26 protein-coding genes are annotated in these 22,675 nt (G+C 63.9%); 13 read left to right on the forward strand and 13 right to left on the reverse strand.

All coding sequences use genetic code 11. From position 1 onward, the window contains the following. The first annotated feature begins 50 nt into the window (after positions 1-50). The 3 genes from ubiE (at position 51) to coaBC (ending at position 3,967) form a co-directional block, all read left to right on the forward strand. Positions 51-827 (forward strand): bifunctional demethylmenaquinone methyltransferase/2-methoxy-6-polyprenyl-1,4-benzoquinol methylase UbiE, encoded by a 777-nt coding sequence (ubiE, locus tag X751_RS157145; protein WP_023700991.1) that lies wholly within the window; start codon positions 51-53, stop codon positions 825-827. Between the two features lie 31 nt (positions 828-858). Then, on the forward strand, positions 859-2,433 hold the full coding sequence (gene ubiB / locus X751_RS157140; RefSeq protein WP_023744159.1) for a 2-polyprenylphenol 6-hydroxylase: 1,575 nt from the start codon (positions 859-861) through the stop codon (positions 2,431-2,433). A gap of 67 nt (positions 2,434-2,500) precedes the next feature. Next, the gene (coaBC, locus tag X751_RS157135; RefSeq protein WP_023744160.1) at positions 2,501-3,967 is read left to right on the forward strand and encodes a bifunctional phosphopantothenoylcysteine decarboxylase/phosphopantothenate--cysteine ligase CoaBC; all 1,467 of its coding nucleotides are present in this window, start codon (positions 2,501-2,503) and stop codon (positions 3,965-3,967) included. Positions 3,968-4,087: 120 nt separating this feature from the next. Here coaBC and X751_RS157130 read toward each other — a convergent pair whose 3' ends face one another. From X751_RS157130 to X751_RS157095, 8 genes are all read right to left on the reverse strand, one after another. Beyond that, a complete protein-coding gene (locus X751_RS157130) occupies positions 4,088-5,524 on the reverse strand; it encodes an MFS transporter (RefSeq protein WP_023744161.1) in 1,437 nt (478 codons plus the stop codon). A gap of 193 nt (positions 5,525-5,717) precedes the next feature. Further along, positions 5,718-6,197 carry a DUF992 domain-containing protein gene (locus X751_RS157125; RefSeq protein ID WP_023683192.1) on the reverse strand — a complete coding sequence of 160 codons (480 nt, stop codon included), beginning with the start codon at positions 6,195-6,197 and terminating at the stop codon, positions 5,718-5,720. 89 nt (positions 6,198-6,286) lie between these two features. Beyond that, complete coding sequence (locus X751_RS157120; RefSeq protein WP_023671136.1) at positions 6,287-6,760, reverse strand: DUF992 domain-containing protein; 474 nt, start codon at positions 6,758-6,760, stop codon at positions 6,287-6,289. A gap of 259 nt (positions 6,761-7,019) precedes the next feature. Beyond that, the gene (locus tag X751_RS157115) at positions 7,020-7,874 is read right to left on the reverse strand and encodes a tetratricopeptide repeat protein (RefSeq protein ID WP_023714058.1); all 855 of its coding nucleotides are present in this window, start codon (positions 7,872-7,874) and stop codon (positions 7,020-7,022) included. A gap of 203 nt (positions 7,875-8,077) precedes the next feature. Next, on the reverse strand, positions 8,078-8,356 hold the full coding sequence (rpsU, locus tag X751_RS157110) for a 30S ribosomal protein S21 (protein WP_023671138.1): 279 nt from the start codon (positions 8,354-8,356) through the stop codon (positions 8,078-8,080). 176 nt (positions 8,357-8,532) lie between these two features. Further along, the gene (locus X751_RS157105) at positions 8,533-8,919 is read right to left on the reverse strand and encodes an SET domain-containing protein-lysine N-methyltransferase (protein ID WP_023744162.1); all 387 of its coding nucleotides are present in this window, start codon (positions 8,917-8,919) and stop codon (positions 8,533-8,535) included. Between the two features lie 105 nt (positions 8,920-9,024). Beyond that, positions 9,025-9,783: an SDR family oxidoreductase gene (locus tag X751_RS157100; RefSeq protein ID WP_023744163.1), complete on the reverse strand. Its 759-nt coding sequence runs from the start codon at positions 9,781-9,783 to the stop codon at positions 9,025-9,027. A gap of 134 nt (positions 9,784-9,917) precedes the next feature. Continuing rightward, positions 9,918-10,286 carry a YrdB family protein gene (locus tag X751_RS157095; RefSeq protein WP_023744164.1) on the reverse strand — a complete coding sequence of 123 codons (369 nt, stop codon included), beginning with the start codon at positions 10,284-10,286 and terminating at the stop codon, positions 9,918-9,920. 202 nt (positions 10,287-10,488) lie between these two features. Between X751_RS157095 and X751_RS157090 the strand changes: the two genes are divergently transcribed. Genes X751_RS157090 through X751_RS157065 form a run of 6 tightly spaced genes read left to right on the forward strand, consistent with a single transcriptional unit; the run spans position 10,489 to position 16,335 of the window. Next, positions 10,489-11,742, forward strand: a complete 1,254-nt coding sequence (locus X751_RS157090) for a sarcosine oxidase subunit beta (protein ID WP_023686460.1) — start codon at positions 10,489-10,491, stop codon at positions 11,740-11,742. Further along, entirely contained in the window at positions 11,742-12,164 is a 423-nt protein-coding gene (locus tag X751_RS157085) for a hypothetical protein (protein WP_023686459.1), read from the forward strand. Before X751_RS157090 ends, X751_RS157085 begins: the two co-directional genes overlap by 1 nt. A 12-nt stretch (positions 12,165-12,176) precedes the next feature. Next, a complete protein-coding gene (locus tag X751_RS157080) occupies positions 12,177-12,488 on the forward strand; it encodes a sarcosine oxidase subunit delta (protein WP_023683197.1) in 312 nt (103 codons plus the stop codon). After that, the gene (locus X751_RS157075; protein ID WP_023700997.1) at positions 12,485-15,478 is read left to right on the forward strand and encodes a sarcosine oxidase subunit alpha; all 2,994 of its coding nucleotides are present in this window, start codon (positions 12,485-12,487) and stop codon (positions 15,476-15,478) included. The genes X751_RS157080 and X751_RS157075 overlap by 4 nt, the downstream gene beginning before the upstream one ends. Beyond that, on the forward strand, positions 15,471-16,055 hold the full coding sequence (locus X751_RS157070; protein ID WP_023744165.1) for a sarcosine oxidase subunit gamma: 585 nt from the start codon (positions 15,471-15,473) through the stop codon (positions 16,053-16,055). Before X751_RS157075 ends, X751_RS157070 begins: the two co-directional genes overlap by 8 nt. Positions 16,056-16,107: 52 nt before the next feature. Then, the gene (locus X751_RS157065) at positions 16,108-16,335 is read left to right on the forward strand and encodes a hypothetical protein (protein WP_023671147.1); all 228 of its coding nucleotides are present in this window, start codon (positions 16,108-16,110) and stop codon (positions 16,333-16,335) included. Positions 16,336-16,475: 140 nt separating this feature from the next. Here X751_RS157065 and X751_RS157060 read toward each other — a convergent pair whose 3' ends face one another. Further along, positions 16,476-16,709, reverse strand: coding sequence for a DUF680 domain-containing protein (locus X751_RS157060; protein WP_023671148.1), 234 nt, complete (start codon positions 16,707-16,709; stop codon positions 16,476-16,478). A gap of 185 nt (positions 16,710-16,894) precedes the next feature. Beyond that, positions 16,895-17,539: a TetR/AcrR family transcriptional regulator gene (locus tag X751_RS157055; RefSeq protein WP_023744166.1), complete on the reverse strand. Its 645-nt coding sequence runs from the start codon at positions 17,537-17,539 to the stop codon at positions 16,895-16,897. Positions 17,540-17,565: 26 nt separating this feature from the next. On the opposite strand from X751_RS157055, the gene X751_RS1000000166825 reads away from it, so the two are divergent. Both X751_RS1000000166825 and X751_RS157045 read left to right on the forward strand, forming a co-directional pair. Further along, positions 17,566-18,144 carry a hypothetical protein gene (locus X751_RS1000000166825; protein ID WP_156933715.1) on the forward strand — a complete coding sequence of 193 codons (579 nt, stop codon included), beginning with the start codon at positions 17,566-17,568 and terminating at the stop codon, positions 18,142-18,144. Continuing rightward, complete coding sequence (locus tag X751_RS157045) at positions 18,098-18,487, forward strand: hypothetical protein (protein ID WP_156933716.1); 390 nt, start codon at positions 18,098-18,100, stop codon at positions 18,485-18,487. Before X751_RS1000000166825 ends, X751_RS157045 begins: the two co-directional genes overlap by 47 nt. Before the next feature lie 251 nt (positions 18,488-18,738). Here X751_RS157045 and X751_RS157040 read toward each other — a convergent pair whose 3' ends face one another. The 3 genes from X751_RS157040 to X751_RS157030 are packed head-to-tail and all read right to left on the reverse strand — an operon-like array spanning position 18,739 to position 21,094. Next, a complete protein-coding gene (locus X751_RS157040) occupies positions 18,739-19,770 on the reverse strand; it encodes a phosphotransferase family protein (RefSeq protein WP_023744170.1) in 1,032 nt (343 codons plus the stop codon). After that, positions 19,767-20,282, reverse strand: a complete 516-nt coding sequence (locus X751_RS157035; protein ID WP_280790513.1) for a MaoC family dehydratase — start codon at positions 20,280-20,282, stop codon at positions 19,767-19,769. Before X751_RS157035 ends, X751_RS157040 begins: the two co-directional genes overlap by 4 nt. Beyond that, positions 20,279-21,094 carry an SDR family oxidoreductase gene (locus X751_RS157030; protein WP_023744171.1) on the reverse strand — a complete coding sequence of 272 codons (816 nt, stop codon included), beginning with the start codon at positions 21,092-21,094 and terminating at the stop codon, positions 20,279-20,281. Before X751_RS157030 ends, X751_RS157035 begins: the two co-directional genes overlap by 4 nt. Before the next feature lie 126 nt (positions 21,095-21,220). On the opposite strand from X751_RS157030, the gene X751_RS157025 reads away from it, so the two are divergent. Both X751_RS157025 and X751_RS1000000167445 read left to right on the forward strand, forming a co-directional pair. Continuing rightward, on the forward strand, positions 21,221-22,459 hold the full coding sequence (locus X751_RS157025) for an acyl-CoA dehydrogenase family protein (RefSeq protein ID WP_023686451.1): 1,239 nt from the start codon (positions 21,221-21,223) through the stop codon (positions 22,457-22,459). Continuing rightward, positions 22,362-22,664 (forward strand): zinc-binding dehydrogenase, encoded by a 303-nt coding sequence (locus X751_RS1000000167445; RefSeq protein WP_084558271.1) that lies wholly within the window; start codon positions 22,362-22,364, stop codon positions 22,662-22,664. The genes X751_RS157025 and X751_RS1000000167445 overlap by 98 nt, the downstream gene beginning before the upstream one ends. The last annotated feature ends 11 nt before the right edge of the window (positions 22,665-22,675 follow it).

A 22,675-nucleotide genomic window follows, 5' to 3' on the forward strand; every position in this document is an offset into this window, starting at 1 on the left:
CGCACCATCGATCGGCTATGGTCCCGCCGGTTTTATGACGGATCAAAATAATGTCAGTTGAGAGAACCACGGCCGCGGGCGGCATGGAAACCTCCTATGGTTTCAAGAAGGTAGGGCCAGGCGACAAGCAGCCTCTGGTCAATGAGGTTTTCCACAAGGTGGCGAACCGCTACGACCTGATGAACGACCTGATGTCGGCCGGGCTGCACCGGCTGTGGAAGGATGCCATGGTGACATGGCTCAATCCGCCGAAACGTCCGGGCTGGAAAGTGCTTGACGTGGCGGGCGGCACCGGCGACATCGCCTTCCGCATTGTAGACGCCAGCCATGGCAACGCGCATGCCACGGTGCTCGACATCAACGGCTCGATGCTCAGCGTCGGCCGTGACCGCGCGGAGAAAAAGCGCCTGTCCGGCAACACCGATTTCGTCGAGGCCAATGCCGAGGAACTGCCTTTCACCGATAGCACCTTTGACGCCTACACCATCGCATTCGGCATCCGCAACGTGCCGCGCATCGATGTCGCGCTGACGGAAGCCTTTCGCGTGCTGAAGCCCGGCGGACGGTTCCTGTGCCTGGAGTTTTCCGAGGTCGAGATGCCGCTGCTGGACAAGGTCTACGAAGCCTGGTCGTTCAACGCCATTCCGCAGATCGGCAAGATGGTGACGGGCGAGGGCGAACCCTATTCCTACCTGGTCGAATCGATCCGCAAATTTCCCAATCAGCAGAACTTTGCTGCCATGATCACCCGCGCGGGCTTCGGGCGCGTGTCGTTCCGCAACTATTCCGGCGGCATTGCCGCCCTGCATTCGGGCTGGAAGCTTTGAGGCACCACAGTTTGCAGCAGCAGGGTAGGCGATGAGCAGCGTCGGCGCCGCCTTTCGGCTCGCACGGGCCGGCTGGGTGCTGGTTCGCGAAGGCGTGATCGCAGCATTGCCGGGCGACGAACTCGGCGGCCTGCCGAAATTCGGCTGGCGCATGGCCCGGCTCTTCACCCGCCGCCGCGCACTCGCTTATGAGCGCAGCGACCGGCTGGCCAAGGCGGTGGTCCGGCTCGGACCCTCCTACGTCAAGCTCGGCCAGTTCCTGGCGACGCGGCCCGATGTCGTCGGCAACGACATGGCGCTCGACCTCGCCATGCTGCAGGACAAGATGCACACTTTTTCGCAGGCGGAAGCGGTGGCGGCGATCGAGGGCTCGCTCGGGCGCAAGATCGGCGAACTCTATACGCAGTTCGGCGGGCCGGTCGCGGCGGCCTCCATCGCCCAGGTCCATCCCGCGCAGGCCATGCATGACGGTGTCGATACCAAGGTGGCGGTGAAGGTGATCCGGCCTGGCGTGCGCCGCCGCTTCTTTCAGGATCTCGAAAGCTATTTCCTCGCCGCCCGGCTGCAGGAGAAATACATCCCGTCGTCGCGCCGACTGCGGCCGGTCGAGGTGACCGAGACGCTGGCGCAAACCACCAAGATCGAGATGGATCTGAGGCTCGAGGCGGCAGCGCTTTCGGAACTTGGCGAAAACACCAAGGACGATCCGGGCTTTCGCGTGCCGTCGGTCGACTGGGAGCGCACCGGGCGCGATGTGCTGACCATGGAATGGGTCGACGGCGTCAAGATGAACGACATCGCCGGCCTCGCGGCGGCGGGGCACGATCTGAAGGCGATCGCCACCAACCTGATCCAGTCGTTCCTGCGTCACACGCTGCGGGACGGCTTCTTCCATGCCGACATGCATCCAGGCAATCTGTTCGTCGAGGCCAATGGCAATATTGTCGCCGTCGATCTCGGCATTGCCGGACGGCTCGGCAAGAAGGAGCGCCGGTTCCTCGCCGAAATCCTCTACGGCTTCATCACGCGCGACTATCTGCGCGTCGCCGAGGTGCATTTCGAGGCCGGCTACGTGCCGCGCCAGCACAATGTCGCGGCTTTCGCGCAGGCGATCCGCGCCATCGGCGAGCCGATCCACGGCCAGCCGGCCGAGACCATTTCGATGGCCAAGCTTTTGACGCTGCTGTTCGAGGTCACCGAATTGTTCGATATGGCCACGCGGTCGGAACTGATCCTGTTGCAGAAGACCATGGTGGTGGTGGAGGGCGTCGCGCGTACGCTCGACCCGGCCTTCAACATGTGGAAGACGGCCGAGCCGGTGGTCGGCCAGTGGATCACCGGCAATCTCGGGCCGAGCGGCCTGCTGATGGACGCGCGCGACGGCGCCAAGGCGCTGCTGGCGCTGGCCCGCCAGGCGCCCGATCTTGCCGCCCGCACCGAGCGGCTGTCGCGCGAGATCGATTTTATGGCGGAGCACGGCCTCCGCTTCGACGAGGCGACATCGCGCGCCATCGGCAAGGCCGAAGCCCGTTACACCCGCTCGGGCCGGCTGGCGCTGTGGGTGATCGCGCTGACGCTGGTTTACATCGCGTGGAAGCTGCTTTGATCGCTTGCAACGCTAGCAACGGTGGTGCTAGCGTTGCAGTCGCGCTATTGATGTTGCGGAGCAAGTCATGGGCACCATTACTGTCCGCAATCTAGCTGACGACGTGAAGCAGAAATTGCGTGAGCGCGCTGCGGCGCGCGGGGTGTCGATGGAGGAAGAGGCGCGTGATGCGCTTGCCAAAAGCGTGCTGTCGGCGGAAGCCGGCATGCCCGAGAGCGAAACCCTCTATGCAACAATCCGCCGCTTGGTTGAGCCTCATGGAGGTTTTGACATCGATCTGCCCGAGCGAGGTCAATCCACAAAAACGCACAAAACCCTCGACGGCAAGCGCATCCTGCTGATCATCGGCGGCGGCATCGCCGCCTACAAGGCGCTGGACCTGATCCGCCGGCTGCGCGAGCGCGGTGCGGCGGTGCGCGTCGTGATGACATCGGCGGCGCAGGAGTTCGTCACCACGCTTTCGGTCGGCGCGCTTTCGGCCGACCATGTCTTCAGCGAATTGTTCGACCGCAATGACGAGCACGATGTCGGCCATATCCGCCTGTCGCGCGAGGCCGACCTTCTGGTAGTGGCGCCGGCCACTGCCGATCTGATGGCCAAGCTCGCCAACGGCCATGCCAACGATCTGGCCTCGACGGTGCTGCTCGCCACCGACAAGAAGGTGCTGATGGCGCCGGCGATGAACCCGAAAATGTGGTCGCATGCCGCGACGAGCCGCAACCGGGCGACGCTCGCCAAGGATGGCATCGCCTTCGTCGGCCCGGCCAAGGGCGAGATGGCGGAAAGCAACGAGGCGGGCGAGGGCCGCATGGCCGAGCCGCTGGAGATCGTGGCAGTGATCGAGGCACTGCTCGACAGCAGGCCGAAGCCGCTGGCCGGCCGCAGGATCATCGTCACCTCGGGGCCGACGCATGAGCCGATCGACCCGGTGCGCTACATCGCCAACCGCTCTTCGGGCAAGCAGGGCCATGCGATTGCGGCAGCGCTGGCAAGACTGGGCGCGGATGTACGCCTGGTCTCCGGTCCGGTTGGCATTGCCGATCCGGCCGGCGTTGTGACGACGCATGTGGAGACCGCGGCCGAGATGAAAGCGGCCGTCGAACAGTTGTTGCCGGCGGACGCCGCGGTCTTCGTAGCTGCCGTCGCCGACTGGCGCACCGCTGGCACGGCCGGCGAGAAGATCAAGAAGGTGGCGGGCCAAGGCCCACCGGCGCTGCAAATGGTCGAAAACCCCGACATTCTCGCCAGCGTCGGTCATCACGGGCAACGCCCGGGGCTGGTTGTCGGCTTCGCCGCCGAGACGCAGGACCTGATTGCCAATGCCGAGGCCAAGCTGAAGAAGAAGGGCGCCGATTTCATTGTCGCCAACGATGTCTCGCATGAAAGCGGCGTCGGCCCCACCGGCGTCATGGGCGGCGACCGCAACAAGGTGCGCATCGTCTCGAAGGACGGCGTCGAGGAATGGCCTGAGATGGGCAAGGACGAGGTGGCGGCGCGGCTCGCCGCGCTCATCGCCGAGCGTTTGCAAGCCTGAGCGGCCGCCGGTTCCGCAATCGGGCAGGCCATGGTCTTGCAGGCAGCCTTGTGGCCGAGGGCATTTGATGCCGACAGCGCCGGCGGAATGCTGTCGCCAAATTCTCGATCCGCCGTGCCCTCAGCCTGGCGCCAGTTGCGGCCGGCGTGCCTCCAAAGCCATCTTCAACGCCGCTAGGCAACCGACAATGCCGAGTGGCACGAAGGCCAGGTACAGCCAGCCGGCGACGTGCGCTGCTGCCTCGCGGTTCAGTCCGTCCGAAAAGCCGCTGGCATTGGCGATGATGCCGGCCATGGCGGCGCCCACGGCGTAGCCGATGCGCTGCATGGTCGGCACGGCGGCCGAGGCGATCGTCTGCTCGCCATCGCGGGCCGAGGCGACGATGATGCGGGTCAGGAAGGGCCATGACACGCCGAAGCCACCGCCTTGCAACAAAGCGCAGAGCAGGATCAGCGGGATCGAGCCGGCGGGGATGGCATAGGCGAAACCCGCGAGGCCGGCTGCAATCATCAGCGCGCCGATGACGAGGATCTGCCGTTCGCGCTGCAGCGGCGCATTGGCGACGGCGATCGACAGGATCGACCAGGCGATCGATTCGGCGGCGATGATGTAGCCTGTGGTCAGGATCGGGATGCCGTGCAGCGTGGTAAGCAGAAGCGGCCCGTAGATGGAAAAAGAGACTGTCGCCACCGAGAAGGCGGCAACCATGGTCATGCCGCTGCCGACCGGCGAGCGCCATGAGAACAGGCCCGACGGGAACAGTCGCGATTGCGGCTTCATGGCGTCGACGAAAACGAACAGCGCCAGGCCGGCGAGGCCGAGGGCCAGCAGCAGCGACGAGCGCAGCAAGGCGACGTCGACGCCTGCGGTGGCGATCAGCACGACGGCGATGGCGAGGCAGCCAAGTGCTGCATAGGGGAAGGGCGGCGATGTGCCGGCGGCGGACTGCGGCTTCGCCGCTTCCGGCGTGTTCAGGACGATGAAGCTTGCCGATGCCATGGCAATGCCACCCAGCACGAAGACGCCGAAGGCCCAGCGCCAGGACAGGAGCTCGACCATGATCGCGCCGAGCATCGGGCCGCTGAACGCGGCGACGCCCCAGATCGCCGACATTATGCCGAACAGCTGTGGCCAGATGTTGCGGTTAAACAGCCGCTCGACCGAGACGAAGGCCAGCGACACCAGCGCACCGCCGCCGAGCCCCTCGACCAGACGGCCGGCAAGAAACACCGGCATGGACGGCGCGGTGGCGCAGATCAGGGCGCCCACGGCATAGAGCAGGGCGGCAACCGTGACGTTGGAGCGTAGAGCGACATAGCTGACCAGCCGCCCCGCCGCAGCGCCGGCGACAATGGCGCCGAGCTCGTAGACGGCCAGCGACCAGCCGACGAACTGCACACCGGCGAGGTCCCCGACCATGGCCGGCATGACCGTCGCCACCATCGTCTCGTTGGTGGCGTGCAGCAGGATGCCGAGGCTGATGAAGCAGAAGCGCGCGAGGTCGCCGCTTGCCCACAATGCCCGCCAGTCGACCTTGTTGCTGGTGATTTCAGTCATTCTTTTACCCTGCCTTTGCATATCTCGATGCCGGCGCATGGCGCCAGAAGCCAGTCGGGCTTTCCGGCGGGGCCATGCGCGCTGTTTCAGTCAGGCGAGTTGTAAAACCTCAAGCGCAGTTGAGCTCAAGTGGCTTTTTATCGAAGTGCAAACGGTCGAGATTGGCCGGAAGCCTCTCCGCTTGATGCGCCGGTCAGTTCTCAATGCTGCGCAGCTGAAACTGGCTGACGCCGATGGCAATGTTGATACCGGTCTGCGTCTGCAGGCTGAGCGGCTGCAGGGTGAAGGCCTGCGAGGAGCCGCCGACCAGGAGATTGGCGCCGGCGCCGACCGCCGCCGTCACTTCGGCGCTGGCCCCGATATAGTCGCCGGCCAGCGCGCCGGGCGCATAGATGTTCCTCAGCGGCGTCAGCACCAGCCATTGCATGACGGTCTGCTTGGTGGTGCCGATGTCGAGCCCGTATTTGTTGACGGCGCCGAAATAGGCTTCCGGCGAAAAGCTCTTGTCGGCCGGCGTGAAGGTGCAGCTCAGATCCTTGCTGGAGCCGAAGATGAAGCCGGTGCCGCCGCCGATGGCGCAATCGAGCACACCGAGTTCGATGCCCTGGTCTTGCGCTTGGGCCTGGGCGGTACAGATGATGGTGATAGCGGCGGCGATGGCTGGTTTCAGCACGGCGGATCCCCCAAAAAGCATGCGGCGCGAAACAGTAACCTGTTCCGCGCCGCGCGTAGAGGGATCAGTCGATACTTATTTGCCGATGCTTATTTGAACGAGTGGATCAGCTCCAGGGAGGTCACGGCGACCGCTACATTGACGCCGGTCTGCGCCTGGACGCTGAGCGGCTCCAGCACAAAGGCGCCGTCGAGCCCGCCGACCAGCAGATTGGCGCCGCCGCCGGTCACCACGCTCGCCTCGGCGTTGACGCCGTAATAGTGGCCGGCAAGGTCGCCCTCGTCATGGCCGCGGGTGGCGGCCAGAACCGCCCACACCAGCTGGCCCTGATGCGTCTGGCCGAGATCGACCCCGAGCTTGGAGATCATCCCCGTGTATTTCTCGGACGGCCCATGGTGATAAGGGCGGAACGTGCAGTCGACGCCCTTGTTCGACGTGATGACGTAACCGACGCCGCCGTCGATGGTGCAATCGAGCGTGCCGAGCTGAAGCTTGCCGGCGCTGGCGGGAACGGCAAGCAGCGTCGTGGCAAGTGCCGCGGCACAGATGATTTTCTTGATCATGGGTCAGTCCTTTCGAAAATGCCTTCAACAACGGTTGAATGGCCCGGAGCGTTCCGCTGAAAACTTGGCGCGATCAAGGCAGGGGTTAACGCTTTGCCCCGGTGGTTAAGATTGGGTGATAGTGGGGTTTTCTGGATACGCAATCCGTAGCGGAAGGGCTCTGCGCTTTCCCGGGGAGAAACCGCTCACGCGGCGCACCGTATCAGGAATGGAGCGTTGTTGAAGAAGCCGCCGCCGATGGCGGCGCGCCGGCCGCATCTCAGCCGGCGGTGGCGCCCGATGTGCGCGACAGGCCGTCCTTGGCCGGCTGGTAGGTCGGGTCGAGATGGACGGCTTCGCGGTAGGCCTTCGAGGCCTTGACCTTGTCGCCGCGGCGCTCGTAGATCAGCGCCTGGTTGGACCAGGCTTCGGCGTTCTTGCCGTCGAGCTTGATGGCCATGTTGAAGTCGGAGAAGGCGTTGTCCTCGTCATTCATGGCGAGATAGGAGAGGCCGCGGCCGTTATAGGGTTCGGCCGCGTCCGGCGCTAGGGAGATGGCGGTCGAGAAATCCTCGATGGCAAACTTGTGCTGGCCCTGGCTTTGATAGATCAGGCCGCGATTGTGGTAGGCGCGGGCATCCGTGGTGTCGAGCTGGATCGCCTTCTGGAAATCGTTGAAGGCCTGCTGGGTCTGGCCTGCCTTGCGATAAAGGTTGCCGCGGCCGATATAGGCGGCGTCATAATTTGCATTGATCTGGATCGAGCGGTTGTAGTCGGCAAGGGCGGCCGCCTGGTTGCCGAGGAAGCGCTGGATCAGCGCCCGGTTCGAATAGGCTTGGTAGAAATTCGGGTTGAGCTGGATGGCGGTGTCGAAATCCTTCAGCGCCGCCTGATACTGGCCGCCACGGCCATAGGCCGAGCCGCGCACATTGTAGCCTTCCGGATCCTGCGGATTGCGCTGGATCACCGCCGACAGCGAGGAGATGTTCTCGCTCGAGCCTTGCGCCTTGTCGATGTTGTTGAATTCGCCGGTCGGAACGCTCTGGCAACCGGCCAGCACCAGGCCGGACATCAGGGCTGCCGCCAGGGCCAAACCGCGCATTGTGGTTCTGCGCTCTACGCCGATTGCGTTCATGTCTGCCCTGTCCTCACTTCAGCCGCGCCGTCCAGGTCCCCCTCCGGGCCGGGTCACAGATTGTCGTAACAAAATCTAGAACGCGGTTTGCGCATTCAAGGGAACGCCCTCCAACAGAATGGCGGCGCTCCAAACAAAAAGGTGGCGGCGATTCCGCATCGCGCCACCTCAGAGTATCCTTCGAAAAGGACGAAAAATTGGCGTCAGAACCGCGGCGGACGCGGAGCACCACCAGGACCACCGGCGGCGCCGGCAGCAACCGGGCGCGGCGTCATCGGCAGCAGGCCTTCGCGCTGGGCGCGCTTGCGGGCCAGCTTGCGGGCGCGGCGAACGGCTTCGGCCTTTTCACGGGCGCGCTTCTCGGAAGGCTTCTCGTAATGGCCGCGCATCTTCATTTCGCGGAAAATGCCTTCGCGCTGCATCTTCTTCTTGAGAGCGCGAAGCGCCTGATCAACGTTATTGTCGCGGACGAGTACCTGCACGGGCAATCCTGTCTTTCGGGTTTGATATCAACAGGCAAGTGACCATAGCCACATGCCTCCGCGGCGCTTTACACCACGAATTGTGGCGGCTGATAGCAGAATCAGGCCGCGCTGTCCACACTGGAAATGAAGGACAACCGCCAATTTGCCACGGCAGCCCCGAGATAGGGCGCCAACTAGGCGCTGGCCAGATGGAGCCGTGCGTAATCCTCGAAGAATTCGCCGTAATCGCAGGTAATTTCCTCGCCGGCTGATATATCTCGAGTGACGGTGGCGCCGCCATATTGCGAAAAATCCGTGTTCGGCCGCTCGGCGTGGTTCATGAAGCGGCCATTATCGACTTCATAGACCATGAAGCCGGGACGGTCGGGGCTCGGATAGGCATAGCGGTCGAGCAATTCCTTGAGGTGCGGCGGCGCCGCCTCGTATTTGTCCATCGGGATCAGCCGGTCGAAATCCGGATCGAGCCGCCATATCGAGGCGCCCTTCCTGATCGGCTCGGCGGCGAACACGCCGACGCCTTCGATTGCGCTCTGGGCGACATAGGTCCTGATCAGCAGCATGTCCGTCCTCCTCACCCGAAACCGAATCGCCAAATCGCGTGGAAAAAGCAAGTCCGGTTTCGGGGTCTATGGCTGATCGGCGCGGGCGATGGCCCGCGAAATGCTTCACGTCCGGGTGATCGAGACGCCGCCATCGGCAAACAGCGCCGATCCTGTGGTGAAGCTCGACGCATCCGATGCCAGGAAGAGCGCAGCGCGGGCGATCTCTTCAGGCACAGCGACACGTTTCAAGGCATGCAGGTTTTCCACGAAAGCGCGTGATTCCGGCGTCTTGAATGTTGCCGACGGGGTGTCGGTGCCACCCGGCATCAGCGCGTTGACCCGCACGCCCCTGGGGCCGTATTCGGCGGCCAGTACCTGCGTCAGGCCGATCAGTCCGGCCTTGCTCGCGGCATAGCTGGTCATGCCCGGCATGCCGACTGTGTGACCGACGAAGGTCGAGGTGAAGATCAGCGATCCGCCGCTGCGTTCGACCATCGCCGGCACCTGGTATTTCGCGCCGAGAAAGGCGCTGGTCAGATTGGCGTCGAGCGTCTCGCGCCATCCGTCCAGCGACAGTTCCGAAATCGGACCCATCGTTCCGACGGAGCCGACATTGTTGAAGGCGATATCGAGCCCGCCGAATTTTTCGACGGCGAGATCGACGAGGGCTTTTGCATAGGCTTCGTCGCGGACATCGCCGGCAAGCGCGACTGCCGTGCCGTCGGCGTCCTCGATTTCGACGACCAGCGCATCGAGTTCGGCCTGGCGGCGGGCGGCGATGACGACCCTGGCGCCTTCTTCGGCGAAGAGTTTTGCGGTGGCGCGGCCGATGCCGGAACTGGCGCCGGTGACGATCGCTATTTTATTGGTGAGTACGAACATTTTCTTACATCCTTTCATCGCGCCGGCTGTGCCGGCAACCGGGATGTTGATCGCAGTTCGGGACGGTGCTAGCCACCCGATACGTGCTCGACTTGCTGAATGGCTTCGCAGCGGCACAAGCGCGGCGCGCCGGACTATTGCTTCAGCAGCCAGCCGAGGCGGTCGAGCGAAAATGCGTAGCTGATGGCGATGAGCAGCGTGATGACAACGCCCGTGGTTGTGTGACCGGCGGCATAGAATCCGGCTGCACCGCCAAACAGGATGGCCAGTTCAAGCACCAGCCTGACTGCGCCTGGTACAGGAACCGGCGCGCGTCCGGACCGGCTCGGATCGCCGCGCACCGCGAAGGTTCCCCACAGCGCAGCTGCAATGAACGGCAAGGCCAAGGCGAAGAGCCAGCGCCACCATCCGCCGGAGAGGCTCCAGCCGGCAAAGCCGAGGCCAAGCAAGGCGGCAAGTTCCAGCAGGAAACGCAAGGTCAGATTCCACCAGACGTTGCCCATATTCGTCCTCCAGAGTCTCGCGATCGCCAGTGTGTCCGAACGCAGCCATGCCTGCCAGCCCGGGCAGGTCTTTTCCACCGCGGCGCAAAACGGCAAGCGCCGTCGCAAACAGCGCAAGGGTGGAAGCGCCGTTTCGCTAGTGATACACCTCGCGCGCCGGGGCTGCGTAAAATACCCCATCGCCATTTGCGAGGCTGGAACGTTGAAAAAATATTCGGTATTCGCCATCGCCCGCGAGGCCATGCGCGGCCACAAGGGCTGGGAGGAACAATGGTCCTCGCCGGAGCCGAAGAAGGAATATGACGTCATCATCGTCGGCGCCGGCGGTCATGGCCTGGCCACCGCCTACTATCTCGCCACCGTGCACGGCATCACCAATGTCGCGGTGCTGGAAAAGGGCTGGCTAGGCGGCGGCAACACCGGGCGCAACACCACCATCATCCGCTCCAACTACCTTTACGACGAGAGCGCCGGCATTTACGACCATGCGCTGAAGCTGTGGGATGGGCTCTCCCAGGAACTCAACTACAACGTCATGTATTCGGCGCGCGGCGTCATGATGCTGGCGCACAATGTGCACGACATCCAGGTGCTGAAGCGCCATGTCCATGCCAACCGTCTCAACGGCATCGACAATGAATGGCTGACGCCCGAGCAGGCGAAGGAATTCTGCCCGCCGCTCAACATTTCCAGGCAGGCGCGCTATCCCGTCGTCGGCGCCGCCTTGCAGCGGCGAGGCGGCACGGCGCGTCACGATGCGGTGGCCTGGGGCTATGCGCGCGGCGCTTCGGCGCGCGGCGTGCACATCATCCAGAATTGCGAGGTCACCGGCGTCAAGCGGGCGGCCAATGGCGCGGTCATGGGTGTCGACACGACGCGCGGCTTCATCGGCGCCAAGAAGGTCGGCGTGGTGGCTGCAGGCCACTCCTCGGTGATCATGAACATGGCGGGCGTGCGCATGCCGCTGGAAAGCTATCCCCTGCAGGCGCTGGTGTCGGAGCCGGTCAAGCCGGTGGTGCCTTGCGTGGTGATGTCGAACACGGTGCACGCCTACATCTCGCAGTCCGACAAGGGCGAGCTGGTGATCGGCGCCGGCACCGACCAGTATGTCTCCTATTCGCAGACCGGCGGCCTGCATATCCTGCAGCACACGCTCGACGCCATCTGCGAGATGTTCCCGATCTTCACCCGCATGAAGATGCTGCGCTCGTGGGGCGGCATCGTCGACGTGACGCCCGACCGTTCGCCGATCCTGGCCAAGACGCCGGTATCAGGCCTCTACGTCAATTGCGGCTGGGGCACGGGCGGCTTCAAGGCAACGCCCGGCTCAGGCCATGTCTTTGCCCACACGATTGCCAAGGACGATCCGCATCCTATCAACGCGCCCTTCACCATCGAGCGCTTCCGTACCGGCCGCCTCATCGACGAGGCAGCGGCGGCGGCGGTGGCGCACTGATGATGGTGGAGTTGGCTGTAGCGGTGCCGCTGGTGCTGGCGGGGGAGCAGGACCTGTTCCATTTTCCGTCACCGGACGAGGTGCGGACGCAGCCGATCAGCCGCGCCGGCAACGAAGCCAATTGGCCGTTTTCGATCGACGCCGGCATTCTGGCATGCGTGTGGAGCGGTGGCCAGAAGGTGGTCATCTTCATGGAGAACAGGCCCTCCGATCTCGGCGAGGACGACACATTCGATGCGCGCAGCGTCATCGTGACGACCGATCCGTTTCAGCTCACGATCGGCAACATGGCGTATCGCGAGCTGTTTCGCCCCGCCGCAAGTGTAGAGGAGCGCATTCGGCTCGTCGCGCCTTTTGCTGCGATGGGCCAGAGGCTTTGCAACCAACCGGCCGGCGCGCATGTCGGCCACGGCGAATTGTAGGAACGAACGATAATGCTTCTCATCCGCTGCCCCTATTGCGAGGAAGAGCGCCCGGAGCTCGAGTTCCGTAACGCCGGCGAGGCGCATATTGCGCGTTCGGCCAACATGGCGGGCGAGAGCGACGACGATTTTGAAAAGTTCTTCTTCATCCGCTCGAACCCCAAGGGCATCATCTATGAGCGCTGGCGCCACATCCATGGCTGCGCACGCTTCTTCAATGCGGTGCGCGACACCGTCACCGACAAGTTCGTCATGACTTACAAAGCCGGCGAGCCGAAACCGTCCAAGCTGCCCAAAAACTCCAACGAAATGGCTTCCAAATGAGCGGCGCGTTCCGCATTCCGAGCGCCGGCCGTCTCAGCCAGGCGAAGACCGCGCGGTTCTCTTTCGACGGCCAGTCTTACACCGGCATCGAAGGCGACACGCTGGCCTCGGCGCTGCTTGCCAATGGCGTGCATTTGGTGGGACGTTCGTTCAAGTATCACCGTCCGCGCGGCTTCCTGTCGGCCGGAGCGGAAGAGCCCAACGCGCTGGTCGAGGTCAAGCGCGACGCGGCACGCAAGGCGCCCAACATCCGCGCCACGGTGCAGGAGCTCTATGACGGGCTCGTCGCCAACTCGCAAAACCGCTGGCCGTCGCTCGCCTTCGACGTCGGCGCGGTCAACGACATTGCATCGCCGCTGTTTTCGGCCGGTTTCTACTACAAGACCTTCATGTGGCCGAAGGCGGCCTGGAAGAGCCTCTACGAGCCGAAGATCCGCGCCGCGGCCGGCCTCGGCGTTTCGCCTGACAAGCCAGATCCCGACCATTATTCGTCGCGCTATGCGCATTGCGACGTACTGGTGCTAGGCGGCGGTGCGGCCGGCATTGCGGCAGCGCTCGCCGCTGCCGAAACCGGCGCGCGTGTCATCCTCGCCGATGAACAGGCCAGCTTCGGCGGCAGCCTGCGCTTCGAGAGCGGGGCGAAGATCGACGGCCAGGACGGTTATGCCTGGGCGCAAGGCGCGGTGGCCAAGCTCACCGCCCTGGACAATGTCCGCGTTTTGTCGCGGACGACGGCGTTCGGCTACTACGCGCAGAACTTCGTCGGCCTGGTCGAGCGGGTCAGCGACCATCTGCAAAACCCCGGCCACGATTTGCCGCGCGAGCGCCTATGGCAGGTACGCGCCAAGCGCGTGGTGCTGGCGACCGGCGCCATCGAACGCCATATGGTGTTTGCCGACAATGACCGGCCCGGCATCATGCTGGCCTCGGCGGCGCGGACTTATCTCAACCAGTACGGTGTCGCGGTCGGCAAAAATGTCGGCGTCTACACCGCAAATGACTCGGCCTACTCCGCCGCGATCGACCTGAAGAAGGCCGGCGTCAACGTGGCGGCGATCGTCGACCTGCGCGACCATCCGACCGGACCTGTGATCGACGAGGCGAGGGCGCTCGGGATCGAGGTCAATTTCGGCCGCGCGGTGATCCGCGCCGGCGGCAAGTTGCGCGTGACCTCGATGACGGTGCAGCCGAAGAATGGGGGCGGCGAGCGCACCATTCCGGTCGACGCCATCCTGATGTCGGCCGGCTGGACGCCGTCGGTGCATCTGTTCTCACAGTCGCGCGGCAAGGTCGCCTTCAATGACGAGACCAAGCGCTTCGTGCCGGGCATCTATGCGCAGGACTGCGTTTCGGTCGGCGCCTGCAACGGTACGGATGGGCTCTCGGCGTCGATCGATGAGGCCTATGCGGCCGGCGCAAAGGCGGCGAAGGATGCGGGCGGCAAAGTGGCCAAGGGCGTAAAGCCGAAGGTCGACGCGTCGGAAAGCTGGTCGCGCGGCATGCTGGGCGCGGCGCCCGGCGCCGGGCCGGACAAGACGGTCAAGGCCTTCGTCGATTTTCAGAACGACGTCACCGCCAAGGACATCCGCCAGGCGGTGCATGAAGGCATGCGCTCGATCGAGCACGTCAAGCGCTTCACCACCAACGGCATGGCGACCGACCAGGGCAAGACGTCCAACATGCACGGCCTTGCGATTGCCGCCGAGACGCTTGGCAAGCCGATCCCCGAGGTCGGGCTGACCACATTCCGCGCGCCCTATACGCCTGTCACTTTCGGCGCGATAGTCAGCCATTCGCGCGGTCCGCTGTTCGACCCGACACGGAAGACCGCGATCCATCCCTGGGCGGAAGCGCATGGTGCGGTGTTCGAGGATGTCGGGCAGTGGAAGCGCGCCTGGTATTTCCCCCAGGCGGGCGAAGACATGCACAAGGCGGTCGACCGCGAATGCGTCGCGGTCCGCAGCAATGCCGGCCTGTTCGATGCCTCGACGCTGGGCAAGATCGAAGTGGTCGGGCCGGATGCGGCCAGGTTCATGGAACTGCTCTACACCAATCCGTGGGAGAAGCTGGAACGCGGCCGCTGCCGCTATGGCATCATGCTGCGCGAGGATGGTTTCATCTATGATGACGGCGTCGTCGGCAGGCTGGCGCCGGATCGTTTCCATGTGACGACGACAACGGGTGGCGCGCCCCGCGTCATGAACCATATGGAGGATTATCTCCAGACCGAGTTCCCGCATCTGAACGTCTGGCTGACCTCGATCACCGAACAGTGGGCGGTCATCGCCGTGCAGGGGCCGAAGTCGCGCGACATCATCGCGCCTTTGGTCGAAGGCATCGACATGTCCGACGAGGCGCTGCCGCATATGTCGGTGCGCGAAGGCAAGATCAGCGGCGTGCCGACCAGGCTGTTTCGCATGTCGTTCACCGGCGAGCGCGGTTTTGAAGTCAACGTGCCGGCCGATCACGGCCAGGCCGTCTGGGAAGCGCTGTGGGCCGAGGGCCAAAAGCATGGCGCGACTGCCTACGGCACCGAGGCGATGCACGTGCTGCGCGCCGAAAAGGGCTACATCATCGTCGGGCAGGACACGGACGGTACGGTGACGCCGAACGATGCCGGGCTCGACTGGGCGGTCGGCAAGAAGAAGACCGATTTCGTCGGCATTCGCGGCCTGACGCGGCCCGATCTGGTCGCCAAGGGCCGCAAGCAGCTGGTCGGCTTGAAGACCAAGGACCCGAAAGTGGTGCTTGAGGAAGGCGCGCAGATCGTCGCTGACCCGAAGCAGGCGATCCCGATGAAGATGATCGGTCACGTCACATCCAGCTACTGGTCGGAAAATTGCGGTCGCTCGATCGCGCTGGCGCTGGTTGCCGGCGGCCGCGACCGGATGGGCGACACGCTCTATGTGCCGATGCCGAACGGGGTGATCGAAGTGGAGGTTACCGGCATGGTGTTCTTCGACGAGACGGGAGGGCGCCTCAATGGCTAAGGCTGCTGCAAAGAAGACGGCCCCAGCTGCAGCGGCGTCGGTCGAGCGCCGCCCGGCCCTGGCTGGACGCGTCGTTTCCGCAACGGATGTCAAGGTCGAGGTGCTGCCGCCGGCGGAGCGCATGTCGCTGCGCGCGCCGGAGGCTTCCGTCGCGGCGCTGTCGAAGGCGCTCGGCCTGACCTTGCCGAAGCAGCCGAAAACTTCGGCGGCCAAGGCTGGCCGCACGGCGCTGTGGCTCGGCCCTGACGAGTGGCTGGTCATCGATGAGGCTGGCAAGGATCCGCTGGCCGATCGTGCTGGGGTTGCCGCATTGCATTCGGCGGTCGGCATCTCGCACCGCAACGTCGCCTTCGCCGTCACCGGCCCAGCGGCGGCCGCCGCGATCAATGCAGGCTGCCCGCAGGATTTGTCGCTCGAGGCTTTTCCGGTGCGCGCGGCGTCGCGCACCATTCTCGGCAAGTGCGAAATCCTGCTGTTGCGCACGGCAGCCGACGCTTTCCGGGTCGAGTGCTGGCGTTCCTTCTCGGACTATGTCTTTACTTTCCTGTCGGAAGCAGCCAGCGACGCGGCGGCGTAGGAACGTTTGACGGGTCAAGCCGTTCTGCTTCCCCCATCAGGGAGAACATACGATGCCGTCGAAAGCGCCGCCGAAGTCAGCTGGCAAGACGTCCGCCGTGCGCTCACTCGAACATGAGCAGCATCACGAGGTGACTGCCGAAGAGGAACTCGAGGAAGGCCTCGAGGACACGTTTCCGGCCAGCGATCCGGTGTCGATCACCTCGACCGCCATCCCAGGCGCGCCGGCAAGACCCGGCAAGGCCAAGACGGTGCCGGGTCGCAAACCGCGCAAGAAATAACCCGTTCGGCTACGCCAGGTTTGAACTCAGGAAAAGCCGACTTGCGCTGAGGAAATGGGGGCGCTGAGGAAAAAACGGGCGGCCGGGATTATCCTGCCGCCCTTAAATTAGTCGTTGTGCTGTGGTCGAGCCCGATCAACTTAGAACGTGCTCGGCACGATCCATGGGTTGATCTCGATGCCGAGACGCGGGCTCTTGGCCTTGACGTCGGACTTTTCGACCGAGCCGGTCACGGCGCAATCGAGCTTGGCATTGGTCGTGGTGTCGACGCAGGTGGCGGCGGGGGCCTGCTTGGTCGAGTGTGTGTTGTTGGCGGCGAAAGCCGAGCCGGAGAGAGCCAGCACGGTGGCGAGAGCGAGAAGGGTCTTGTTCATGTCTGTCTCCATCGGTTAAATTCTTTTCGTACATGTACGATACAACGTACACATACGCCCACCGAGATGGGTTTTCAAGTCGGAAACGGACGCGTACGAAAAATCTTTTTGAACGCCGAAAATTGCGGCGCACTGACACAGCCGAAGCTGTCAGGCCGGACGTTGAATTGGAGGGGCGGGGATGCTCAGCAGTCGACCGGGGTCTCGGTCAGCGGCGGCACATTCTGAGTGCTGAGCGTGGCGAGTGTGAAATCGCACATCCGCGTCACGAAAGCCTGCGGATCCCCGAAGGGGTAGAACGGGAACGTGATCAAAAGCGAGATGGTGCCGTGGCCGACTGCCCAAAGCATGGTGGCGAGGGCGCGCGGATCGCCCTGCAGCTTGCCTGCGGCAACGCAGGCCTCGACCCTGGATATCAGCGCTTTCATCGCCGGGTTGGCCTCTTCCATGTCCTCATAGCTTCTGCCTTCCGGCAGCTTGGTCTTTTCGGTCATGAACACGGTGCGGTATTCGTTGGGATTGCCGAGCCCGAAGGCAGCATATTCGGTCATCACCGCACGCAAGGCCTCGATCGGATCGTCGGAAGGGTGCTCCTCGATGCGGCGGGCAAGTGTTTCGAAGGCATCCTCGGCCAGCGCAAACAGGATGTCTTGCTTGTCGGCGAAGTAGGAATAGACCGACATCGGAGCATAGCCGACCCGCTTGGCCAACTTTCGGATGGTCAGGCCTTCATAGCCCTCTTCCTTGACGAGCTTGTGGGCTGCGTCGAGCAGTTCGGAACGCAGTTCGGCCTTTTGTTTCTCGCGGCGTTTCTGGACGCTCAGTGGCAAGATCCGGTGCCTTTGGTTGGTTGTGCATGACTAAATATATACGCTGTACGGAAACGGGCAAGGGCGCTGTCAGGGACATCAAAAAGCGACCTCAAGCTTTCTCTCGAATAGTCGTGCCCGTTCTGGTCAATTTCGCCAGCATCTATGTCACAGCATGTGTAACCTGGGCGCACGCAGGCAACATCGGACTGTTACAAACAAAGCCTATTTGGCGGCTCTGCAAGAAATTTCGGTTTTGGGGGGCCTCTATGGCTGCGATAGAGCTTTCGTCCGGGCTGCCGGGCGCACATCCACTTTCTCATGGCGCAAGGCTGGCGCTCAGGCGGGTCGTGATAGTCGCATGGCTGGCGATCGCAATCGGCTTCGCCATGGAAGCGCTTATCTTGACTGCCGGATTTGCGGCAGGTTCGCACCCGGCCCCGACCCAGGTTCTGATAGACTTGGCGCAAGGCGTGACCTGGTCATTCTTCGTCTGCGCCGGCGTCAGCCTCGGCACGGCGATCACCAAGGCGAGCCTCGCTTGGCGGCCTGATCGCCATGATCTCGGGGCCGCTGGCCATGGGCATCGCCAAAGGTACGCAAAAGGTGATGGTGAGCGCGCTTGATGTATCGGCAAAGCCCGTGATCCTGTCGCTCACTACGCTCGGTATGTTGCGGGCGATCGAGTATGGTTTGCTGGGCTGGATGCTGGCTTCGCTGGCATCCAAGGAAGAACCTCGCTCGCTGCATTTCATGCTGGCGGGTGCCTTGGCCGGCGCGGTGTTCGGCGGCGGGATCACGGCGCTGACGATCGAGACTGCCGCAGCCAAGGACATTGCGCTGGCATTGCCGCAGGCTGTCGCCACCGGCCTCATTGAGATCGTGTTTCCGATCGGATGCTCGCTGGTCGTCTACATCGCCCTGCAAGTCAGCCGGCACATGAAGTTCATTTCCAGCGATGCGCGCTAGAGCCGGATGATTTCCCGTCGAATTGACCTGAAATCAGAATCCGGCTCTAAATCAAATAGATAGAGCATGATGTCGTCCGAAAACCGCTTCACACTTTTCGGCATCATGCTCTGTCTACAGACGGTGATCGGTTTGCGTCCTGTTTCCAGGCCGGTTGCCACCACCTCCGTGTGGGCTTGCTCCCCGGTCGGGGAACGGAACTGATCCGATCTGTCATCAAATTGCGTCGACCACAATATCTCATTGTCGACTCAGGTTCGGTCGATCAGCTTGGCGGCAAGGTGCGACAGCAGCTTCACCGCTTCGCCATAGGTTTTTGCCTTCTCCGGATTGGAGGCGTTGCCGTCGAGCGCCCGCTTGTAGACACCCTGGCAGATGGCAGCCAAACGGAAGAAGGAGAAGGCGAGGAAGAAGCTCCAATTGTCGATGCCGGCCAGCCCGCGCCGACGGCAATACGCCGCGACATAGGCTTCCTCCAAGGGAAGGCCGAGGGCGGCGCGGTCGACGCCGCCAAGACCGCGAAAGCCCGAGGCGTGCGGCAAGCGCCATTGCATGCACTGGTAGGCGATGTCGGCAAAGGGGTGGCCAAGCGTCGACAGTTCCCAGTCGAGCACGGCCAGCACTTTCGGCTCATTGTGCGCGAAGATCATGTTGTCCAGCCGGTAGTCGCCATGCACGAGAGATTTTCGGCCGTCATCGGCCGGCATATGCGTCTCCAGCCACGCGATCAGCAGGTCCATGTCGGCGACCGTGCCGGTCTCCGAGGCGCGGTACTGGCTGGTCCAGCGTGCCAGCTGGCGTTCGAAGTAATTGCCGGGTTTGCCGAAATCGCCGAGCCCGACCGCCTCGACATCGACGTCGTGCAGGGCGGCCAGGGTGGCGTTCATGGCATCGTAGAGGGCGGCGCGCTCATCGTTGCCAGCGGCCTCCGGCACTGCCGGATCCCAGAAGATGCGGCCGTCGAGAAAATCCATGACGTAGAACATGCGGCCGATCGGCGTCGCCTCCGCCGACAGATGCAGCATCGCCGGCACCGGCACGGCGGTGCCGGCCAGCGCCTTCATGACCGTGAATTCGCGGTCGACCTGATGCGCCGATTTCAGCAACTGGCCCGGCGGCTTGGCGCGCAGGACATAGCGGCCGCTGGCCGCGGTCAGCAGATAGGTCGGGTTCGACTGGCCGGATTTGAATTTTTCGATTGCGGAAAGCCGTGCAAAACCAGGGATGTGCGCCTCGAGGTAAGGGGCTAGCGCTGTCTGGTCGAGCGTATTGGCGTCGCTCATGCGGTCTCCGGCTCACGCTCGATCAGCGTCAGCGTCAGCCAGCGCGCGGTCAGCGCCGGCTTCTTCGAGCCTTCGATCTCGATGGTCACGTCATGCGCCGTCTGCACCCAGCCCGACGGCCTGACCTTGACGTCGGCCAGCACGAAGCGGGTGCGGATGCGCGCGCCGGTCTTCACCGGCGCCAGGAAGCGCAGCGAATCGAAACCGTGGTTGACGCCCATCTTGCCCTTTTCCAGCGGCGGCATGGTCTCGAAGGTCATCGCCGAGAGCAGCGACAACGACAGGAAGCCATGCGCGATGGTGCCGCCGAACGGCGTCTCGTTTTTGGCCCGCTCGGGGTCGCAATGGATGAACTGGTGGTCGTCGGTGGCGTCGGCGAACTGGTCGATCATGGTCTGTGTGACCTCGCGCCATGGCGAGACGCCGACTTCCTTGCCGACGCTGGCCAGAAGCACATCGAGACTGATCGGTTCCACTGCGGTGTCCTCCCCTTGCCGCCGACCGCGGCTCATTCCTTGAACAGTGTCAGCCCATGCTGCACCGACTGCCCGCCGTCGATCGGCAGGATGGCGCCGGTGACATAGGAGCCGGCGCGGCTGCACAAATAGAGCGTTGCGCCGCCGATGTCATCCGCCACGCCGATACGTCCGATCGGCACATGGCTGCCGACATGTCTGGCCTTTTCTTCGGTGCCGGTGGCAAAGGCGGTCATCCGGCTCTGGAAGGGGCCGGGCGCGAAGGCGTTGACGGTGATGCGCCGCGCCGCGAGCTCGATCGCCAGCGTGCGCGTCAGGTGGTGAACGGCGCCTTTGGACGCGGTATAGGAATAGGCGTCGTCGGCCAGCGGCTGCGTGCCCATCACCGAGCCCAGATTGATGACGCGGGCCGGATCGGCATCGCTCGCGGCGGCTTCCAGCAGCGGCAGCAATTCGCGCGTCAGATGGAAGACGGCGGTGACGTTGACGGCGAACACCTTGGCCCAGCCGCTATAGGGAAAATCCTCCAGGGAGGCACCCCAGGATATGCCGGCATTGTTGACCAGAATGTGCAGCTTCTCGGTGCGCGCCTTGACCTCGCTGACCAGCGCGGCAACGCCGGCTTCGCTCGAGACGTCACCGGCGAAACCTTCGGCACTGCCGGAGCCGCCGAGCCCGTTCAACTCAGCGGCGACCTTGATGCAATCCTTGCCCTTGCGCGAGGCGATCATCACGGTAGCGCCGGCCTGGACCAAAGCGGTCGCAACCATGCGGCCGATGCCGGTCGCGGCTCCCGTTACCAGCGCGGTCTTACCCGCGACTGAGAACAGTTCTTCCAGATAGCTCATCGCAATTCCTCCGCGCCTTTCTGCTCACGGTCCGGGGCGAAAGGGCTCGCGTTGACAAGGCTAACCGAAGTACGGTCATCCTTGCCACGGGTAAAGTGCCTGGATGCGTGAAAGGGTTGGAGACCGATGGCGGACATCAATCTCGGCATGACCGAGCGGCTGAAGCCGATCCACGCCCGCGTCGCCGCTATGGTGCGCGACGAGATCATGCCGCTCGATCATGAGTTTTTGAGCGAGGTCGGCAAGGGCGGCGACCGCTGGGTCTATACCGCGCGGCAGACCGAAATCCTCGAAGGGTTGAAGAAAACGGCCAAGGATCGCGGCCTGTGGAATTTCTGGCTGACCGGCTCCGAGCGCGGCTATGGGCTGTCAACCGTCGAATATGCCTATCTGGCCGAGGAGATGGGCAAGGCGCATCTCGGCGCGGAGACCTTCAATTGCTCAGCGCCCGACACCGGCAATATGGAGGTGCTGGAGCGCTATGGCTCGGAGGACCACAAGCAGGCATGGCTGGCGCCGCTGCTCGAGGGGAAAATCCGCTCGGCCTATCTGATGACGGAGCCGGATGTCGCCTCCTCCGACGCCACCAACATCGCCATGCGCTGCGAAAAGCAAGGCGGCGACTATGTACTCAACGGCGAGAAATGGTGGGCGTCGGGGGCCGGGGACCCGCGCTGCGCCATCTACATTGTCATGGTTCGCACCGGCGAAGCCGAGACGCAGCACCGCCGCCATTCGATGATCCTGGTGCCGTCCGGCACCAAGGGCGTGACCAAGCTGCGGCCGATGCAGGTCTATGGCGACGACGACGCGCCGCATGGCCACATGCATCTTCGCTTCGACAATGTCAGGGTGCCGGCCGGAAACCTGATCCTCGGCGAGGGCAGGGGGTTCGAGATCGCCCAGGGGCGGCTTGGCCCCGGCCGCATCCACCATTGCATGCGCGCCATCGGCCAGGCCGAAATGGCGCTGGAGCTGCTGTGCCAGCGCTCGGTGCGCCGCGAGGCCTTCGGCCAGCCCTTGGCCAAGCTCGGCGCCAATTTCGACATCATCGCCGAATGCCGCATGGAGATCGAGATGGCGCGGCTGCTCTGCCTCAAGGCGGCGTGGATGATCGACCAAGGCGATGCGCGCGCAGCCGCGCCCTGGATCAGCCAGATCAAGGTCATCGCACCGCGCGTCGCGCTCAAGGTCACCGACGAGGCCGTGCAGATGTTCGGGGCGCAAGGCATCAGCCAGGACACGCCGCTGGCACGCTCATGGACGCATCTGCGAACCCTGCGCCTCGCCGACGGGCCGGACGCCGTGCACCGCCGGCAGGTGGCGCGTACGGAGCTCAGGAAATACACGCAGGAAAAGGTCTGAGCGGATGAAGGCCATTATCGCCCGCGATTTCGCGCCGCTCGGCCAGCTCGTCCATGCCGACAATCTGAAGGAACTGGTCGGCTGGCATCTCGCCGGCAAGGTTTGGCCGGTCATCGAAGGCACTTATCCGCTGGCCGATGCCGCCGCCGTGCTGACGCGCGTGCTTGGCCGTGGCGCATCCGGCAAGCTCATCCTCAAACGTTAAGGAGCCCCGCC

Source organism: Mesorhizobium sp. LNJC394B00, from assembly GCF_000502555.1.
Lineage (GTDB): Bacteria > Pseudomonadota > Alphaproteobacteria > Rhizobiales > Rhizobiaceae > Mesorhizobium.

What these genes read in the sequence shown, in the direction of transcription:
- X751_RS157035 (WP_280790513.1), bottom strand. Translation starts at nt 20,282, where the DNA reads ATGAGCCGCGGTCGGCGGCAAGGGGAGGACACCGCAGTGGAACCGATC.
- X751_RS157105 (WP_023744162.1), bottom strand. Translation starts at nt 8,919, where the DNA reads ATGCTGCTGATCAGGACCTATGTCGCCCAGAGCGCAATCGAAGGCGTC.
- X751_RS157120 (WP_023671136.1), bottom strand. Translation starts at nt 6,760, where the DNA reads ATGATCAAGAAAATCATCTGTGCCGCGGCACTTGCCACGACGCTGCTT.
- X751_RS1000000166825 (WP_156933715.1), top strand. Translation starts at nt 17,566, where the DNA reads ATGACTAAATATATACGCTGTACGGAAACGGGCAAGGGCGCTGTCAGG.
- X751_RS157065 (WP_023671147.1), top strand. Translation starts at nt 16,108, where the DNA reads ATGCCGTCGAAAGCGCCGCCGAAGTCAGCTGGCAAGACGTCCGCCGTG.
- X751_RS157085 (WP_023686459.1), top strand. Translation starts at nt 11,742, where the DNA reads ATGATGGTGGAGTTGGCTGTAGCGGTGCCGCTGGTGCTGGCGGGGGAG.
- X751_RS157070 (WP_023744165.1), top strand. Translation starts at nt 15,471, where the DNA reads ATGGCTAAGGCTGCTGCAAAGAAGACGGCCCCAGCTGCAGCGGCGTCG.
- X751_RS157060 (WP_023671148.1), bottom strand. Translation starts at nt 16,709, where the DNA reads ATGAACAAGACCCTTCTCGCTCTCGCCACCGTGCTGGCTCTCTCCGGC.
- X751_RS157130 (WP_023744161.1), bottom strand. Translation starts at nt 5,524, where the DNA reads ATGACTGAAATCACCAGCAACAAGGTCGACTGGCGGGCATTGTGGGCA.
- ubiB (WP_023744159.1), top strand. Translation starts at nt 859, where the DNA reads ATGAGCAGCGTCGGCGCCGCCTTTCGGCTCGCACGGGCCGGCTGGGTG.
- coaBC (WP_023744160.1), top strand. Translation starts at nt 2,501, where the DNA reads ATGGGCACCATTACTGTCCGCAATCTAGCTGACGACGTGAAGCAGAAA.
- X751_RS157080 (WP_023683197.1), top strand. Translation starts at nt 12,177, where the DNA reads ATGCTTCTCATCCGCTGCCCCTATTGCGAGGAAGAGCGCCCGGAGCTC.
- X751_RS157095 (WP_023744164.1), bottom strand. Translation starts at nt 10,286, where the DNA reads ATGGGCAACGTCTGGTGGAATCTGACCTTGCGTTTCCTGCTGGAACTT.
- X751_RS157040 (WP_023744170.1), bottom strand. Translation starts at nt 19,770, where the DNA reads ATGAGCGACGCCAATACGCTCGACCAGACAGCGCTAGCCCCTTACCTC.
- X751_RS157045 (WP_156933716.1), top strand. Translation starts at nt 18,098, where the DNA reads ATGGGCATCGCCAAAGGTACGCAAAAGGTGATGGTGAGCGCGCTTGAT.
- X751_RS157025 (WP_023686451.1), top strand. Translation starts at nt 21,221, where the DNA reads ATGGCGGACATCAATCTCGGCATGACCGAGCGGCTGAAGCCGATCCAC.
- X751_RS157030 (WP_023744171.1), bottom strand. Translation starts at nt 21,094, where the DNA reads ATGAGCTATCTGGAAGAACTGTTCTCAGTCGCGGGTAAGACCGCGCTG.
- X751_RS157075 (WP_023700997.1), top strand. Translation starts at nt 12,485, where the DNA reads ATGAGCGGCGCGTTCCGCATTCCGAGCGCCGGCCGTCTCAGCCAGGCG.
- ubiE (WP_023700991.1), top strand. Translation starts at nt 51, where the DNA reads ATGTCAGTTGAGAGAACCACGGCCGCGGGCGGCATGGAAACCTCCTAT.
- X751_RS157100 (WP_023744163.1), bottom strand. Translation starts at nt 9,783, where the DNA reads ATGTTCGTACTCACCAATAAAATAGCGATCGTCACCGGCGCCAGTTCC.
- X751_RS157115 (WP_023714058.1), bottom strand. Translation starts at nt 7,874, where the DNA reads ATGAACGCAATCGGCGTAGAGCGCAGAACCACAATGCGCGGTTTGGCC.